This window comes from Streptomyces sp. NPDC050674 (assembly GCF_040654575.1).
In the GTDB taxonomy this organism is placed as follows: Bacteria; Actinomycetota; Actinomycetes; order Streptomycetales; family Streptomycetaceae; genus Streptomyces.
The window spans coordinates 44874-59651 of sequence record NZ_JBFAIG010000007.1; the positions used below are offsets into that span (position 1 = coordinate 44874).

10 protein-coding genes are annotated in these 14778 nt (G+C 70.0%); 3 read left to right on the forward strand and 7 right to left on the reverse strand.

All coding sequences use genetic code 11. The features are described 5' to 3' along the window. Positions 1 to 25 precede the first annotated feature (25 nt). The 6 genes from AB0I06_RS13740 to AB0I06_RS13765 form a co-directional block, all read right to left on the reverse strand. Positions 26 to 1450 carry a polysaccharide deacetylase family protein gene (locus tag AB0I06_RS13740; protein WP_363118959.1) on the reverse strand — a complete coding sequence of 475 codons (1425 nt, stop codon included), beginning with the start codon at positions 1448 to 1450 and terminating at the stop codon, positions 26 to 28. 59 nt (positions 1451 to 1509) lie between these two features. Then, complete coding sequence (locus AB0I06_RS13745) at positions 1510 to 2952, reverse strand: cellulose binding domain-containing protein (protein ID WP_363118960.1); 1443 nt, start codon at positions 2950 to 2952, stop codon at positions 1510 to 1512. 160 nt (positions 2953 to 3112) lie between these two features. Then, positions 3113 to 5242 carry a 3-hydroxyacyl-CoA dehydrogenase NAD-binding domain-containing protein gene (locus AB0I06_RS13750; RefSeq protein ID WP_363118961.1) on the reverse strand — a complete coding sequence of 710 codons (2130 nt, stop codon included), beginning with the start codon at positions 5240 to 5242 and terminating at the stop codon, positions 3113 to 3115. After that, complete coding sequence (locus AB0I06_RS13755; protein WP_363118962.1) at positions 5239 to 6456, reverse strand: acetyl-CoA C-acyltransferase; 1218 nt, start codon at positions 6454 to 6456, stop codon at positions 5239 to 5241. The genes AB0I06_RS13750 and AB0I06_RS13755 overlap by 4 nt, the downstream gene beginning before the upstream one ends. Positions 6457 to 6655: 199 nt before the next feature. Continuing rightward, the gene (locus AB0I06_RS13760; RefSeq protein WP_363118963.1) at positions 6656 to 7690 is read right to left on the reverse strand and encodes a LacI family DNA-binding transcriptional regulator; all 1035 of its coding nucleotides are present in this window, start codon (positions 7688 to 7690) and stop codon (positions 6656 to 6658) included. Then, positions 7687 to 10056 carry a glycoside hydrolase family 2 protein gene (locus AB0I06_RS13765; RefSeq protein ID WP_363118964.1) on the reverse strand — a complete coding sequence of 790 codons (2370 nt, stop codon included), beginning with the start codon at positions 10054 to 10056 and terminating at the stop codon, positions 7687 to 7689. The genes AB0I06_RS13760 and AB0I06_RS13765 overlap by 4 nt, the downstream gene beginning before the upstream one ends. Positions 10057 to 10219: 163 nt before the next feature. On the opposite strand from AB0I06_RS13765, the gene AB0I06_RS13770 reads away from it, so the two are divergent. Genes AB0I06_RS13770 through AB0I06_RS13780 form a run of 3 tightly spaced genes read left to right on the forward strand, consistent with a single transcriptional unit; the run spans position 10220 to position 13307 of the window. After that, positions 10220 to 11533, forward strand: a complete 1314-nt coding sequence (locus AB0I06_RS13770; protein WP_363118965.1) for an ABC transporter substrate-binding protein — start codon at positions 10220 to 10222, stop codon at positions 11531 to 11533. After that, on the forward strand, positions 11533 to 12480 hold the full coding sequence (locus AB0I06_RS13775) for a sugar ABC transporter permease (protein WP_363118966.1): 948 nt from the start codon (positions 11533 to 11535) through the stop codon (positions 12478 to 12480). Before AB0I06_RS13770 ends, AB0I06_RS13775 begins: the two co-directional genes overlap by 1 nt. Continuing rightward, positions 12477 to 13307 carry a carbohydrate ABC transporter permease gene (locus AB0I06_RS13780; RefSeq protein ID WP_363118967.1) on the forward strand — a complete coding sequence of 277 codons (831 nt, stop codon included), beginning with the start codon at positions 12477 to 12479 and terminating at the stop codon, positions 13305 to 13307. The genes AB0I06_RS13775 and AB0I06_RS13780 overlap by 4 nt, the downstream gene beginning before the upstream one ends. Before the next feature lie 10 nt (positions 13308 to 13317). Here AB0I06_RS13780 and AB0I06_RS13785 read toward each other — a convergent pair whose 3' ends face one another. Further along, positions 13318 to 14607 (reverse strand): ribonuclease D, encoded by a 1290-nt coding sequence (locus AB0I06_RS13785; protein ID WP_363118969.1) that lies wholly within the window; start codon positions 14605 to 14607, stop codon positions 13318 to 13320. Positions 14608 to 14778: the final 171 nt, after the last annotated feature.

Consider the following 14778-nt stretch of genomic DNA (forward strand, 5'->3'; position numbering starts at 1 on the left):
CGCCCCTGTCTTGTGCGTCCGGGCCTCAGGTGTAGGAGGCCATGGCCTCCTCGACCGTCAGTACCGGGATGTCCCGGTCGTCGATCGCCTTCATCAGCGTCTCCAGGCCCGCCTTGCCGATCTCGGTGCTCGTCGCGGGAGTGCCGTCGACGACCTTGTGCAGGCACAGGATCAGCCAGTCGCCGCTGTTGACGCACCGGTCGAGCCGGCCGCCCGCGCCCGTCAGCTTCGACAGGGCCGTACCGCCGATGCCCGTGCCGTCGTTGATACCCGTCAGCGCCTTGAGGCGGTACGGCATCGCCGGGGCGAAGGACTCGATGGTCTCGGAGATGATCGACCGGGCGGTGGTGAAGTGCCGGCTCGCGATCTGGTCGACCGGGACGCCGTCGGACGTCTTCTGGAACGCGCCGTGCGGATAGGCGAAGTGCTCGCTGGTGAAGCCGTTGGACACCAGCCACTCGCGCAGCTTGCGGAAGTCCTCGTCGGCCTGCTCGGCGGTCAGCTTGGGATAGCTGGCGGTGTGGACGGCGTTCGCGTACGAGTGGCCGCCCATCTCCCAGCCGGAGAAGTCCTGCATCGACCGCATCTGGTTCAGCGTCAGGAAGCTGCCCGTGCCGATGGCGTCGGCGATGTTGTACACCGTGCCGGGGAAGCCGAAGCGGTCCATGACCGGCCGGGCCAGGTCGTGGATCGACTTGTGGGAGTCGTCGAAGGTGAGGGAGACGACGCCCTTGGGGAAGACCGAGACGGTGTCCGGTATCAGCTCCACGGCCTGGAGGCGGTAGGTCACCGGACCGCCCGCGTCGTCGTACACGGCGAACGACATGTCGGTGAAGCCGGTCTTCGTGGACGGCTTGCCGTCGGCGCCGATGGAGTACGTGCCGGCCGCCGCGTTGACGTCCGCCCACTGGAGGTGGACGGTCACCCACTCCCCGGACTGGACGTAGTTGGCCGAGGTCTTGGAGTGGACGTGGTGCGTCCACGCGAAGTGGTTCGCGAGGGAGCCGCTGCCCAGGTAGAAGACGAGCTTGGCCAGGTGCGTCACGTCCTCGACGCGGAAGACCAGCCGGATCATCTTGCCCGTCAGGCTCATCGCCGGCAGACCCGTCTTGCGGACGTAGGACTGCTTGCCGGTGCCGCCCGTGGTCACCCGGACCGACTGGGTGCCGCGGACGAAGACGGAGGTGTCGTTCGCCTCGGCCGACGCGGTGCCCGCGCCCCCGGGCGTCCAGCCGTGGCCGGACTGGAACTGCTGGGACCACGTGGCGCGGCGGTACTTGGGACGGCGGCCGGAGGGGGCGTAGAGGGGAGGCGTGGTGAGGCCTCCGATGCCTCCCGCGGCGAGCGGGGCGGCGGCGGGCTGCGCCACCACCTTGCCCAGCCACGCGCCGCCGCCGGCCATGGCCACGCCTCCCGTGCCGCCCATCAGCAGCGCGGAGCGCCTGCTCACCACCGGCTTGTCCTCCGTCGCCTCCGCCGCATGCCTGTGGGCGCCGGACCGCCTTTTCCTCACCGGGACTCCCGAACCGTGTCGAAGTAGTTCATGCCCTCGTCGGTGAAGCCGTCGACAGCGGACTGCACCTGCTTCGCCGAGAGGGTGTCGTTCGCGTTGTAGTAGAGCCAGTCCACCTTCATGTCCCAGGCGCGGTCGCCCTTGAAGGGCAGGTCGATGAACCAGTGGTTGAAGTTCACGGACATGTCCGCGCGCGGGGCGTACTTGCCGTTGCTGAGGAAGAGCTTCCTGCCGTCGAGCCAGTAGGCGACGACGCCGTCCTTCACCCTGATCAGCACGGTGTGCCAGGTGTCCAGGCTCTTGTTGGTGGTCTCGTAGACCCGGTCGTTCTTCTTGTGGTCGAACCAGGTCACGGTGTCGAGCTTGGGACCGGGACGGCCCCAGCCGCCGTTCGGCATGTACTCGTTGTCCAGCTCGCTGTACTTCGAGCCCGTGCCGCCGATGGTGTAGAAGGTCTGGTTGACATGGTCGCCGGCGTCCCCGGTGGCCGGCTTGTCGCTGAAGTGGATGCGGGCCGCGTACGTGCCGTCGCGGAACTTGCTCGCGGCCGTACCGAGGCTCGCCTGCTTCGTGCCGGCCTCGGTGCCGTCCGTGCTCGCCCGCAGGTTGAGCACCTGGCCGTCGGCGTGGGAGCCCTCGGCGGTGGGGAAGCTGACGCCGCTCGCGGACCAGGTGTTCTCGACACCCGGTCCGCCCTTGCTGGTGCGGACCAGCCAGCCGTGCTTGAACAGGGCCGGGTCCTTGGGGCCCAGGTAGGTGAAGTCGTCGAACAGCACACCGGCCGGAGGGGCCGGGACGGGGGCGGTCGCCGGAGCCTTCACCGCCGCCTTCTCGCCGTCGCCCGCCTCGGTGCCGTCCGGCTCCTCGCCCCAGACCAGGACGCCTCGCTTGTAGGCGGTGACCTTTTCCGCCGCCTTGTAGCTGGTCATCTCCGCGTCGAAGGAGCGGTCGTCGGACTGCTTCAGCTTCTTGAGATCGGTGCGGAAGAGCTGGAGGTCGATGCCCTTGCTGTTGGCGCCGGGCTCCAGGTCACCCGCGGCGGCCGTGAACCGGACCTCGAGGTAGTGGTCGGCGGTGTCCGTGGGCTTGTCCATCGCGACGATCCGCCCGGCGACGTTGGAGCAGCCGAAGACGGCGTTGACACAGTTGAAGGCGTACGGCGCGGAGCCGTCGGCGGTGAACCAGTACCGGAGCGTCACCTCGCTCAACGGCAGTGGCTCATCGGTGTCGTTGAAGACCTCCAGCGACGGCTTGGCCGCCGTCGCCGTCGCCGGGGTGTCGGTCCGGTAGCGGACCTTCAGCTCGGGCGGATCCGGGTTCGCCGCCTTCCACACCGGATACAGCGCGGTGCCACCCGCGGCGATGACCGCCACGAGGATCAGGAGCCTGATTCTGGGCCAGACCCGGCGTCGGGGTGTTCGGCGACGAGGGGACGCCACGCAGGACTCCTTCGAGGATCCGGCGGTCTGCGGTGGAGACCGTCAGAGTCAGGTAAACAATGGTCGGATTGTGTGAGGATCCTATCGGCGGCGGCATGCAGAAAGGGGGGCGGGTGCACGGATTGTTACCGTACGCCCCACCCCCCTCAGGGGTAACGCGTTACGCGGGGACGCTCGCGACGCCCTGCGCGAGGAACCGCTTGCCGTTCACGCGCTCGGAGACACCCTCGCGGTCCAGGTACGGCGTGATGCCGCCCAGGTGGAAGGGCCAGCCGGCGCCCGTGATGAGGCAGAGGTCGATGTCCTGCGCCTCGGCGACGACGCCCTCGTCGAGCATGATGCCGATCTCCTGCGCCACCGCGTCGAGCACGCGGTCACGGACCTGCTCCTCCGTCAGGACGGTGTCGCCCTGCTTCAGCAGCGCGGCGACCTCGGGGTCGAGCTCGGGCTTGCCGCTGTCGTAGACGTAGAAGCCGCGCTTGCCCGCCTCGACGACCGCCTTGAGGTTCGGGGAGACCGTGAAGCGGTCCGGGAACGCCCGGTTGAGCGTCTCGGAGACGTGCAGGCCGATCGCCGGGCCGACCAGCTCCAGCAGGACCAGCGGCGACATCGGCAGACCGAGCGGCTCGACGCCCTTCTCGGCGACCTCGACGGGGGTGCCCTCGTCGATGATGTTCTGGATCTCGCCCATGAAGCGGGTCAGGATGCGGTTCACGACGAACGCCGGGGCGTCCTTGGTGAGGACCGCGGTCTTCTTCAGCTTCTTGGCGACACCGAACGCCGTGGCCAGGGAGGCGTCGTCGGTCTTCTCGCCGCGGACGATCTCCAGCAGCGGCAGCACGGCGACCGGGTTGAAGAAGTGGAAGCCGACGACCCGCTCGGGGTGCCGGAGCTTCGAGGCCATCTCCGACACCGACAGCGAGGAGGTGTTGGTGGCGAGGATCGCGTGCGCCGGGGCGACCGCCTCGACCTCCGCGAACACCTGCTGCTTGACGCCCATCTCCTCGAACACGGCCTCGATGATGAAGTCCGCGTCCGCGAAGCCCTCGGCCTTGTCCAGGACGCCGGTCACCAGCGCCTTGAGGCGGTTGGCCTTGTCCTGGTTGATCCGGCCCTTGCCGAGCAGCTTGTCGATCTCGGCGTGGACGTAGCCCACACCCTTGTCGACGCGCTCCTGGTCGATGTCGGTCAGCACGACCGGCACCTCCAGGCGGCGCAGGAACAGCAGCGCGAGCTGGCTGGCCATCAGACCGGCGCCGACGACACCGACCTTGGTGACCGGGCGGGCCAGCGACTTGTCCGGGGCGCCGGCGGGGCGCTTGCCGCGCTTCTGCACCAGGTTGAAGGCGTAGATGCCGGCGCGCAGTTCGCCGCCCATGATGAGGTCGGCCAGGGCCTGGTCCTCGGCGTCGTAGCCCTGCTGGAGGTCGCCGTTCTTGGCGGCGGCGATGATGTCCAGCGCGCGGTAGGCGGCCGGGGCGGCGCCGTGCACCTTGGAGTCGGCGATGAAGCGGCCCTTGGCGACGGCCTGGTCCCAGGCCTCGCCGCGGTCGATCACCGGGCGCTCGATCTTCAGCTCGCCCTTGAGGACGGTCGCCGTCCAGATCAGCGACTGCTCCAGGAAGTCCGCGCCCTCGAAGATCGCGTCGGCGATCCCGAGCTCGTAGACCTGCTTGCCCTTGAGCTGCTTGTTCTGGTTGAGGCTGTTCTCGATGATCACCGAGACGGCCTTCTCCGGGCCGATCAGGTTCGGCAGCAGCGTGCAGCCGCCCCAGCCGGGCACCAGGCCGAGGAAGACCTCGGGCAGCGAGAACGCCGGCACGGCCGCGGAGACGGTGCGGTAGGTGCAGTGCAGACCGACCTCGACACCGCCGCCCATCGCGGCGCCGTTGTAGTACGCGAAGGTCGGCACGGCCAGCGTGGAGAGCCGCTTGAAGACCTCGTGGCCGCCCTTGCCGATGGCGAGCGCGTGCTCGTGCTCCTTGAGGATCTCCACGCCCTTGAGGTCGGCGCCGACCGCGAAGATGAACGGCTTGCCGGTGATGCCGGCGCCGACGATCTCGCCGTCCGCCGCCTCCTTCTCGACCTGGTCGATCGCGGCGTTGAGGTTCGCCAGCGAGGCCGGGCCGAAGGTGGTCGGCTTGGTGTGGTCGTGCCCGTTGTCCAGGGTGATCAGGGCGAAGCGCCCGGCACCCAGGGGGAGGTCGAAGTGGCGTACGTGCGCACTCGTGACGACCTCGTCCGGGAACAGTTCGGAAGCCTGCTTCAACAGCTCGGCGGTGGTGCTCACTTGTCCCCCTCGAAGTGCGGGTTCTCCCAGATGACCGTCGCGCCCATGCCGAAGCCGACACACATGGTGGTCAGGCCGTAGCGGACGTGCGGCTGCTCCTCGAACTGGCGGGCCAGCTGCGTCATCAGACGGACGCCGGAGGAGGCCAGCGGGTGGCCGAACGCGATGGCGCCGCCGTACTGGTTGACGCGCTCGTCGTCGTCGGTGATGCCGTAGTGGTCCAGGAAGGCCAGCACCTGGACGGCGAAGGCCTCGTTGATCTCGAACAGGCCGATGTCGGAGATCGACAGACCGGCCTGGGCCAGCGCCTTCTCCGTGGCCGGGATCGGGCCGTAGCCCATGACCTCCGGCTCCACGCCCGCGAAGGAGTAGGAGACCAGGCGCATCTTCACCGGGAGGTCGTGCTCGCGCGCGAAGTCCTCGGAGGCGATGAGGGAGGCGGTGGCGCCGTCGTTCAGACCGGCCGCGTTGCCCGCGGTGACCCGGCCGTGGACGCGGAAGGGGGTCTTCAGGCCCTGGAGGTTCTCCAGGGTCGTGCCCGGGCGCATCGGCTCGTCGGCGGTGACCAGGCCCCAGCCCGTCTCACCGGCCTCCGGAGAGGTGCGGCGGACCGAGACCGGTACCAGGTCGGCCTGGATCTTGCCGTTGGCGTACGCCTTGGCGGCCTTCTCCTGGGAGCGCACGGCGTACTCGTCGGCGCGCAGCTTGGTGATCTGCGGGTAACGGTCGTGCAGGTTCTCCGCGGTCATGCCCATGAACAGGGCCGACTCGTCGACCAGCTTCTCGGAGACGAACCGCGGGTTCGGGTCGACGCCCTCGCCCATGGGGTGGCGGCCCATGTGCTCGACACCGCCCGCGATGGCGATGTCGTAGGCGCCGAAGGCGACGGAACCGGCGACCGACGTGACGGCGGTCAGGGCGCCGGCGCACATGCGGTCGATGGAGTAGCCCGGGACGGACTGCGGCAGACCGGCGAGGATGCCCGCGGTGCGCCCGATGGTCAGGCCCTGGTCACCGATCTGCGTGGTCGCGGCGATGGCGACCTCGTCGATCTTCTTGGGGTCCAGTCCGGGGTTGCGGCGCAGCAGCTCCCGGATCGCCTTCACGACGAGGTCGTCGGCACGGGTCTCGTGGTAGATGCCCTTCGGGCCCGCCTTGCCGAACGGGGTGCGGACGCCGTCGACGAAGACGACGTCCCTGACGGTACGAGGCACGATGGCTCTCCTCCAGGGTCAGGACTGCATTGCTGCTGCGATGCGCTGAGCGCGCGCTCAGTCACCATGCTACTTATGAGTAACGTAGCTGCACAGTCCTGACAGGCGGAGCGGTGAAGGTCACACCTCGGAGTGCCCCCGACAGGGGCGCGTGGAACTGCGCGACCAGCCACGATGCACCCGCACCCCCGTACGGCGCTCACCGAGGCGGCGCAGTGGACCCTCGAGGTGCCAGTACAGGCGTAGGCACGGGATGAGAATCGCCGCCGCCCCCCGTGATCACCGAGAACAACGTCCGAGCCACCTCCGCTCCAAAACCGTGCACGTCATGGCTCATCGCCGAAAGGGTCGGATGGGTCAGCCGGCACAGCTGCGAGTCGTCCCAGGCCAGCAGTGACACGTCCTCCGGTACCCGCAGCCCCATCTCCGCCGCCACCGCCAGCCCGGCCACCGCCATGATGTCGTTGTCGTACACGATCGCCGTCGGCCGGTCGGCCGCGGACGAGGCCAGCAGCGACCGTGTCGCCCGCGCTCCCGCGTCCCCCGAGAAGTCCGTCGCCACCTGCCACGCCCCGGCCAGGGCCAGCGTCCCCGCCGCCTCGTCGAACGCGGCCGTCCGGATCGCCGTGTGCCCGAGCTCGGCCGCCCCGCCCACCCGGGCGATCCGCCGGTGCCCGAGCGCGGCCAGATAACGCACCGCCTCCGTCACCGCCGTGGCATCGTCCGTCCACACCGAGGTCAGCCCCCCGGTCAGCGAGGGATGCCCGACGGCGACCACCGGCATGCCGAGTCTCTCGGCGAGGGCCGCCCGGGGATCCTCCGCGCGGAAGTCGACCAGGATGGACCCGCCGACCTGCCGCCCCCGCCACCACGCCTCCTGGACGCCCACCTCCTCGTCCATGTTCCGCACGAGCCGCAGCAGCAGCGAACTGGAGTGCTCCGCCAGCACGCTCTCCACACCGGAGACGAACTCCATGTACCAGGGCTCCAGCCCCAGCACCCGCGCCGGCCGGCACACGGCCAGACCGACCACGTCCACCCTTGAGCCGGCCAGTGTCCGGGCGGTGAGGCTCGGCTCCCAGCCCAGCTCGCGCGCCGCCCGGAAGATCCGGTCCCTGGTGGCCTCCGACAGCCCGGGCTTGTGGTTGAACGCGAGGGACACGGCCCCCTTGGACACACCGGCGCGCGCGGCAACGTCCTTGATGGTGACGCGGGGGGTCGGCGTTGCCGTCATCGGGCGGTCTCCACGCAGTACAGGGCCGAGCGGGCGGTCTCCGCGTCCGGAGTCTTCCAGCCGCGCACCCCGATCGTCACCTCTTCACCCGGCAGCAGCGTCACCAGCCCCCGGTCGGCCCGCGCCCCCGGCTCCAGCCGGTCGGCCTGGAGCAGCAGGTCCCGGACCAGGGTGCGGGCGGTCACGGTGATGCCACCCGGGGCGAGCGCCACCTCGAACCGCGGGGTGGGGTAGGGGACGTCACGGTCGGGCACCGGGAAGTGCACCGCCCGCAAGCCGTCGGCGTCGGCGACCAGGAACTCCTTCGGCCCGAGGGGCGTCAGCGCACGCGGCACGTCCCGCCGGGCCACGGCCCGCGCCCCGGCGGCCAGTTCCACCTCCGCGTGCCCCAGCACCTCGCCCTCGACGGTCATCCGCCGCAGGGACAGCGTCCCCCTCCACTCCGTCGCCCCCTGGTTCACGGCGGCCAGCACCAGAGCGCCGTCCTGTTCCCCGAGCGTCAGCAACCGGTCCGCGTACAGCCGCCTCAGCTCGTGGTACAGCGGTTTCTCCCGGCCGTCCCCGTCGATCGCCGCCCACGAGGTCACCGGCCAGCAGTCGTTGAGCTGCCAGACGATCGTCCCCGCGCACACCGGCCAGTGGGAGCGCCAGTGCTCGATCCCGGCCGCGACCGCCCGGGCCTGGTTCAGCTGCGTCAGGTAGTGCCACCGGTCGAAGTCCCCGTCCGGCACGGCGAAGTGCCGCTCCAGCCCCCGCTCCAGCTTGCCGTTGCCGTCGTCCGCCTTCTGGTGGTGCAGCATCCCGGGGGAGTCCGGTGCGAGCTCCTCCCCGGGCAGGGCCCGGCGCAGCGTGGCGTACGCGGGCGGTGCCTGCCAGCCGAACTCGGCGACGAACCGGGGCACGCTCAGCCGGTAGTCCGCGTAGTCCTCCCGGTTCCACACCTCCCAGGAGTGGTGGGTGCCGTGCGCCGGGTCGTTCGGGTGATGCCGCCAGGACCCGGACCAGGGGCTGCCCGCCGCGTACGGCCGGGTCGGGTCCAACTCGGCCACCACCCGCGGCAGGACGCCCAGGTAGTAGCCCTCGCCCCAGGATTCCCCGGCCAGCCGCGGCTCCCACTCCCAGTCCCGGAAGCCCCACAGGTTCTCGTTGTTGCCGTTCCACAGCACGAGCGAGGGGTGCGGCATCAGCCGTACGACGTTCTCCCGCGCCTCGGCCTCCACCTCGCCGCGCAGCGGCTGCTCCTCCGGGTAGGCCGCGCACGCGAACGGGAAGTCCTGCCAGACCAGCAGCCCCAGCTCGTCGCAGGCGTCGTAGAAGTCCTCGCTCTCGTAGATGCCGCCGCCCCAGACCCGTACGAGGTCCACGCCCGCGCCGGCCGCCTGCTCCAGCCGCTCCCGGTAGCGCGCGCGGGTGATCCGGGACGGGAAGACGTCGTCGGGGATCCAGTTGACGCCCCGCGCGAAGAGCCGCTCGCCGTTGACGACCAGGGTGAAGCCGGTGCCGTGCGCATCCGCCCGCCGGTCCAGCTCCACCGTCCGGAAGCCGACCCGCCGCCGCCACACGTCCAGGGTGTCGTCGCCGTGCAGCAGTCTCAACTCGACGTCGTAAAGGGGCTGTTCGCCGTAGCCGCGGGGCCACCAGAGCTCCGGGTCCGGCACCCGCAGCCGTACGGTCCCGCCGGCTCCCTCGATCTCCGCCCGGGCCCGCACCCCCGCGACGGTCGCCTCCACGGCGAGCGGTGCCTCGACCCGGGTCCGCTCGACGTCCACGGCCAGTTCGACGACGCCCGTGCCCTCCTCGACCGTGACCAGCGGACGCACCCGGGCGAGCCGGGCGGTCGACCAGTGCTCCAGGCGCACCGGCCGCCAGATCCCGGCCGTCACCAGGGTCGGCCCCCAGTCCCAGCCGAAGGAGCAGGCCATCTTGCGCAGGTACTGGTAGGGCTCGGCGTAGGCGGCGGGCCGCTCGCCCACCCGGCCCCGCACGGCCTCGGCCTCGGCGTAGGCGGAGACGAACCGCACGGACAGCCGCCCGGACAGGCCCGTCACGTCGAACCGGTACGAGCGGTGCATGTTGCGCACCTCGCCCAGCAGCCGCCCGTCCAGGGAGATCTCGGCGACGGTGTCGAGCCCGTCGAAGACCAGGTCGGTCTGCTCCTGCCCCCACGGGCCGCCGATCTCCCGCTCGTACGTCCACTCCCGGCGTCCCACCCACGCCACCTCGGTCTCGCCCAGGCCGAGGAACGGGTCGGGGATCACCCCGGCCGCCATCAGGTCGGTGTGCACGCAGCCCGGCACGGTGGCCGGCAGCGCCTGCGAGCCGTGCCGCAGGATCCATCCCTCGCCGAGCGGTGTGGCCTCCAGCATGCGCACTCCCTTAACCGGTTCAGTGAAGAGTCGAGTGTCGTTTTCGCATCGTTGGCGGGATTGGGACTTTACCGGTTGAGTGCGCGCTGTCAGAGTTCCGAACCAGCCATACCGCACGTGCTCGTCCGTCCCGAGTTCCCCTCAGCGAACGGAGCTGATGCACATGAACCGCCGTACCCTCCTTGCCCTTTCCGTGGGCGCCGCCCTGCTCGCCTCCGGCTGCACCGGCACGGGGGGCTCCTCGAAGGGCGCCGACGCCGAGGCGCCCGACGACGCCTCCAAGGTCGACGGGACCATCACCGTCCTCACCCACCGGACCGACCTCGTGCAGGACGGGACGTTGAAGAAGTACGCCGCCGAGTTCAACAAGACGTACCCGAAGGTGAAGGTCGAGTTCGACGGGATCACCGACTACGAGGGCGAAGTCAAGATCCGTATGAACACGGAGAACTACGGGGACGTCCTCATGATCCCCGCGGTGATCGAGAAGAAGGACTACCCGAAGTTCTTCGCCTCGCTGGGCACTCAGGACGAGCGGGGCAAGAAGTACCGCTTCACCGACTACACGGCCGTGGACGGCAAGGTCTACGGCCAGAGCCCGCTCGGCGCGCTCCCGGGGTTCATCTACAACAAGAAGGTGTGGAGCAAGGCCGGGGTCACCGACTGGCCCACGACACCGGCCGAGTTCCTCGCCGGTCTCAAGGCGATCAAGTCGAAGACCGACGCGGTCCCCTACTACACCAACTTCAAGGACGGGTGGCCGCTGAGCCAGTGGACGGGCGTCAGGGGCTCGGTGAGCTGCGACGAGCAGGCCACCACCCGATGGGCCGAGGGCAACCCCTGGGCCGAGGGCGGCGAACTGCGGGTGGCGGACACGCTGTTGTACGACATCGTGCACGAGGGGCTGACCGAGAAGGACCCGACGACCACCAACTGGGAGGCGTCCAAGTCCAAGCTGGCCAAGGGCGAGATCGCCACCATGTGGCTCGGCTCCTGGGCGGTCATCCAGATGCAGGGCGCGGCGAAGCAGGCCGGCGCCGACCCGGACGACATCGGCTTCATGCCCTTCCCCGCCCAGAAGGACGGCACGTTCTGCGCGGTGACCTCGCCCGACTACAACCAGGCCGTCAACGTCCACTCCGACCACAAGCAAGCCGCCCGCGCCTGGATCGACTGGTTCACCGACAAGTCCGGCTACGCCGAGGACAACCTGGCGCTGTCCCCGCTCAAGGACGCCCCGCTGCCCGACGTCCTGAAGCCGTACGAGGAGGCGGGCGTCAAGCTCCTCGACCTCGACGACAGCAAGGGCGCCGAGCTGAAGACCCTCGAGAACCAGTCCGAGGTGGGCATCAACAAGCCCGACTACCGCAAGGAACTCGTCGACATGGCCCGCGGCGCGAGGAAGGGCGACCCGGACGACTACCTGGACGGCCTCGGTGAGAAGTGGACCGAGACCCAGAAGTCGCTGGGGTACTGATGGCGGGCACGACCGAGACGGCGGCCGTCAAGGCCGCCGCGGGAGCGGCCGCCCCCGCACCGGCCTCCGCCCCGCGCCCGGCACGCCTGTGGCGCGGGGCCACCCCCTGGCTCTTCCTGCTCGCCCCGCTCACCCTGCTGATCGTCTTCACCTACGCGCCGATCGCCAACATGGTCGCGTACAGCTTCACCGACTGGGACGGGGTGAGCCCCGAGCTGCATTACACGGGAGCGGAGAACTACGCCGAACTCTTCACCCGCTCCGAGCTGTTCGAGGTCTTCTGGGTCAGCGGCTACTATCTGGCGGCCTCCGTGATCCAGATCGTGGCCGCGCTCTACTTCGCCACGATCCTCAGCTTCAACGTGCGCTTCCGGAACTTCTTCAAGGGCGTGCTGTTCTTCCCGTACCTGATCAACGGCGTGGCGATCGGGTTCGTGTTCCTGTACTTCTTCCAGGACGGCGGCACCCTCGACTCGGTGCTGGGCCTGTTCGGGGTGGAGACGGACCGGGCCTGGCTGGGCACCCCGGCCTCGGCGAACACCTCCCTCGCGGCGGTGTCCGTCTGGCGCTATCTGGGCCTGAACTTCGTGCTGTTCCTCGGCGCGATCCAGTCGATCCCGGGGGAGCTGTACGAGGCGGCCGAGCTGGACGGCGCGAACCGCTGGCAGCAGTTCCGCCACATCATCGCGCCGGGCATCAAGCCGGTGCTGTCCCTGACCGTGATCCTGTCGATCTCGGGCTCCCTGGCGGTCTTCGAGATCCCGTACATCATGACCGGCGGCGCGACCGGTACCGAGACGTTCGTGATCCAGACCGTGAAGCTGGCCTTCCAGTTCAACAAGACGGGCCTCGCCTCGGCGGCGGCCGTCGTGCTGCTGCTGATCGTCCTGGCGGTGACCTGGGTGCAGCGGCGTCTCGTCCCGGACGACAAGGTGGACCTCGTATGACACGCCGCTCGGTGACCCGCGTCCTGGTCCACCTGTCGCTGATCGCCGCGACCGCGGTGGTCCTCCTTCCGCTGGCCGCCGTCTTCCTGACCTCGCTCAAGTCCGAGCGGGAGATGGCGGACGGCAGTGGAGCGCTCGCCCTGCCCGACGACCCGTTCAACTTCCACAACTACGTGACGGCGTTCCGGGACGGCCACATGCTCTCGGCGTTCGCCAACACCGCGATCATCCTGGTCGTCGCCATCGCGGGCACCGTCCTCATCGGCTCGATGACGGCCTACGCCATCGACCGCTTCCGGTTCCGCTTCCGCAGGTGGGTGCTGGCGCTGTTCCTGGTCGCCGCGCTGGTCCCCGGCGTGACCACCCAGGTGGCCACCTTCCAGATCGTCAACAGCTTCGGCATGTTCGACAGCCTGTGGGCGCCGATCGCCCTCTACATGGGCACCGACATCGTCTCGATCTACATCTTCCTTCAGTTCATCCGGTCCATCCCGGTCTCCCTGGACGAGTCGGCCCGCATCGACGGCGCCAACGCCTTCACCGTCTACCGGAAGATCATCCTTCCGCTCCTGAAACCGGCGATCGCGACGGTCGTGATCGTGAAGGGGATCAACGTCTACAACGACTTCTACATCCCCTTCCTCTACATGCCCTCCGAAGATCTTGGCGTGATCTCGACGTCGCTGTTCCGCTTCAAGGGCCCGTTCGGCGCCCACTGGGAGACGATCTCGGCGGGAGCGATCCTGGTGATCGTCCCCACCCTGGTCGTCTTCCTGTTCCTCCAGCGGTTCATCTACAACGGGTTCACCCGGGGGGCCACGAAGTAGCCGGCCTCGCTCAGGCCTCCTTCGGCGACAGCGCCTCCACCAGCACGGGCGTCACCTGCTCCACCTGCCAGGGCCGCGCGCCGTGTCCGGCCAGGGCGGCTGCCACCGTCTCGGCGTCCACCACCGCCGGCGGCTCCCAGCACACCCGCCGCACCGTGTCCGGGGTGATCAGGTTCTCCTGCGGCATGTTCAGCTGCTCGGCCAGCGCCGACACCCCGGCCCGGGCCGCGGCCAACCGCGCCGCGGCCGCCGGGTCCTTGTCGGCCCAGGCCCGCGGCGGCGGGGGCCCGGTCACCGCCTGCCCGGGCTGCGGCAGCTGCGCCTCGCTCAGCGCCTTCGCCCGGTCGACCGCCGCCTGCCACTGCTCCAGCTGCCGCTTGCCCACGCGGTGGCCGAAACCGTTCAGCGCGGCCAGTGCGTGCACATTGGCCGGAAGCGCCAGCGCCGCCTCCACGATGGCCGCGTCCCCGAGCACCTTGCCCGGCGACACGTCCCGCCGCTGCGCGATCCGGTCCCGGGTCTGCCACAGCTCCCGCACGACGGCCAGCTGCCGGCGCCGGCGCACCTTGTGCATGCCGGACGTACGCCGCCAGGGGTCCTTGCGGGGCTCGGGCGGCGGAGCCGAGGCGATCGCGTCGAACTCCTGGCGGGCCCAGTCCAGCTTGCCCTGCCGGTCCAGCTCCTTCTCCAGCGCGTCGCGCAGGTCGACGAGCAGCTCGACGTCCAGCGCCGCGTAGCGCAGCCAGGGCTCGGGCAGGGGCCGGGTCGACCAGTCGACGGCGGAGTGGCCCTTCTCCAGGACGAAGCCCAGCACGCTCTCGACCATCGCGCCGAGACCGACCCGGGGGAAGCCGGCGAGCCGCCCTGCCAGCTCCGTGTCGAACAGCCGCGTCGGCACCATGCCTATCTCGCGCAGGCAGGGCAGGTCCTGGGTGGCGGCGTGCAGCACCCACTCGACGCCGGACAGCGCGTCGCCGAGGGCGGACAGGTCGGGGCAGGCCACGGGGTCGATCAGGGCCGTACCGGCGCCCTGACGGCGCAGCTGCACGAGGTAGGCGCGCTGCCCGTAGCGGTAGCCGGACGCGCGCTCGGCGTCGACGGCGACGGGCCCGGTCCCCGCCTCGAAGGCGGCGACCACCCGGGCGAGGGCGGTCTCGTCCGCGATGACGGGCGGAATGCCCTCACGCGGCTCCAGCAGAGGGATCGGCGCCTCCGTAGCAGAAGATCCGCCGTCGTCCGGAGGGGCGCCTCCGGTGGTTCGCAGTGGGCTGTCTGCTGCGGTGTCGTGGGCGTCGGTCACCTGTCAAGGGTATCCATGTATGGACAGCGCCCGCCGACGGAACGTTCCGTCGACGGGCGGCCCAGGGTCGCAAACCAGTCATGTCGGGGAAGAGGCGGGCTCGCGAACCGGGAGTGACATGAGCGGGACCGGGGCCCGGTTCCGTTCACGTGAATGAATGATCACGGGGGG

Coding starts and splice junctions, on each gene's coding strand:
- AB0I06_RS13765 (WP_363118964.1), bottom strand. CDS start 10,056: ATGCTGGAGGCCACACCGCTCGGCGAGGGATGGATCCTGCGGCACGGC.
- AB0I06_RS13760 (WP_363118963.1), bottom strand. CDS start 7,690: ATGACGGCAACGCCGACCCCCCGCGTCACCATCAAGGACGTTGCCGCG.
- AB0I06_RS13780 (WP_363118967.1), top strand. CDS start 12,477: ATGACACGCCGCTCGGTGACCCGCGTCCTGGTCCACCTGTCGCTGATC.
- AB0I06_RS13775 (WP_363118966.1), top strand. CDS start 11,533: ATGGCGGGCACGACCGAGACGGCGGCCGTCAAGGCCGCCGCGGGAGCG.
- AB0I06_RS13770 (WP_363118965.1), top strand. CDS start 10,220: ATGAACCGCCGTACCCTCCTTGCCCTTTCCGTGGGCGCCGCCCTGCTC.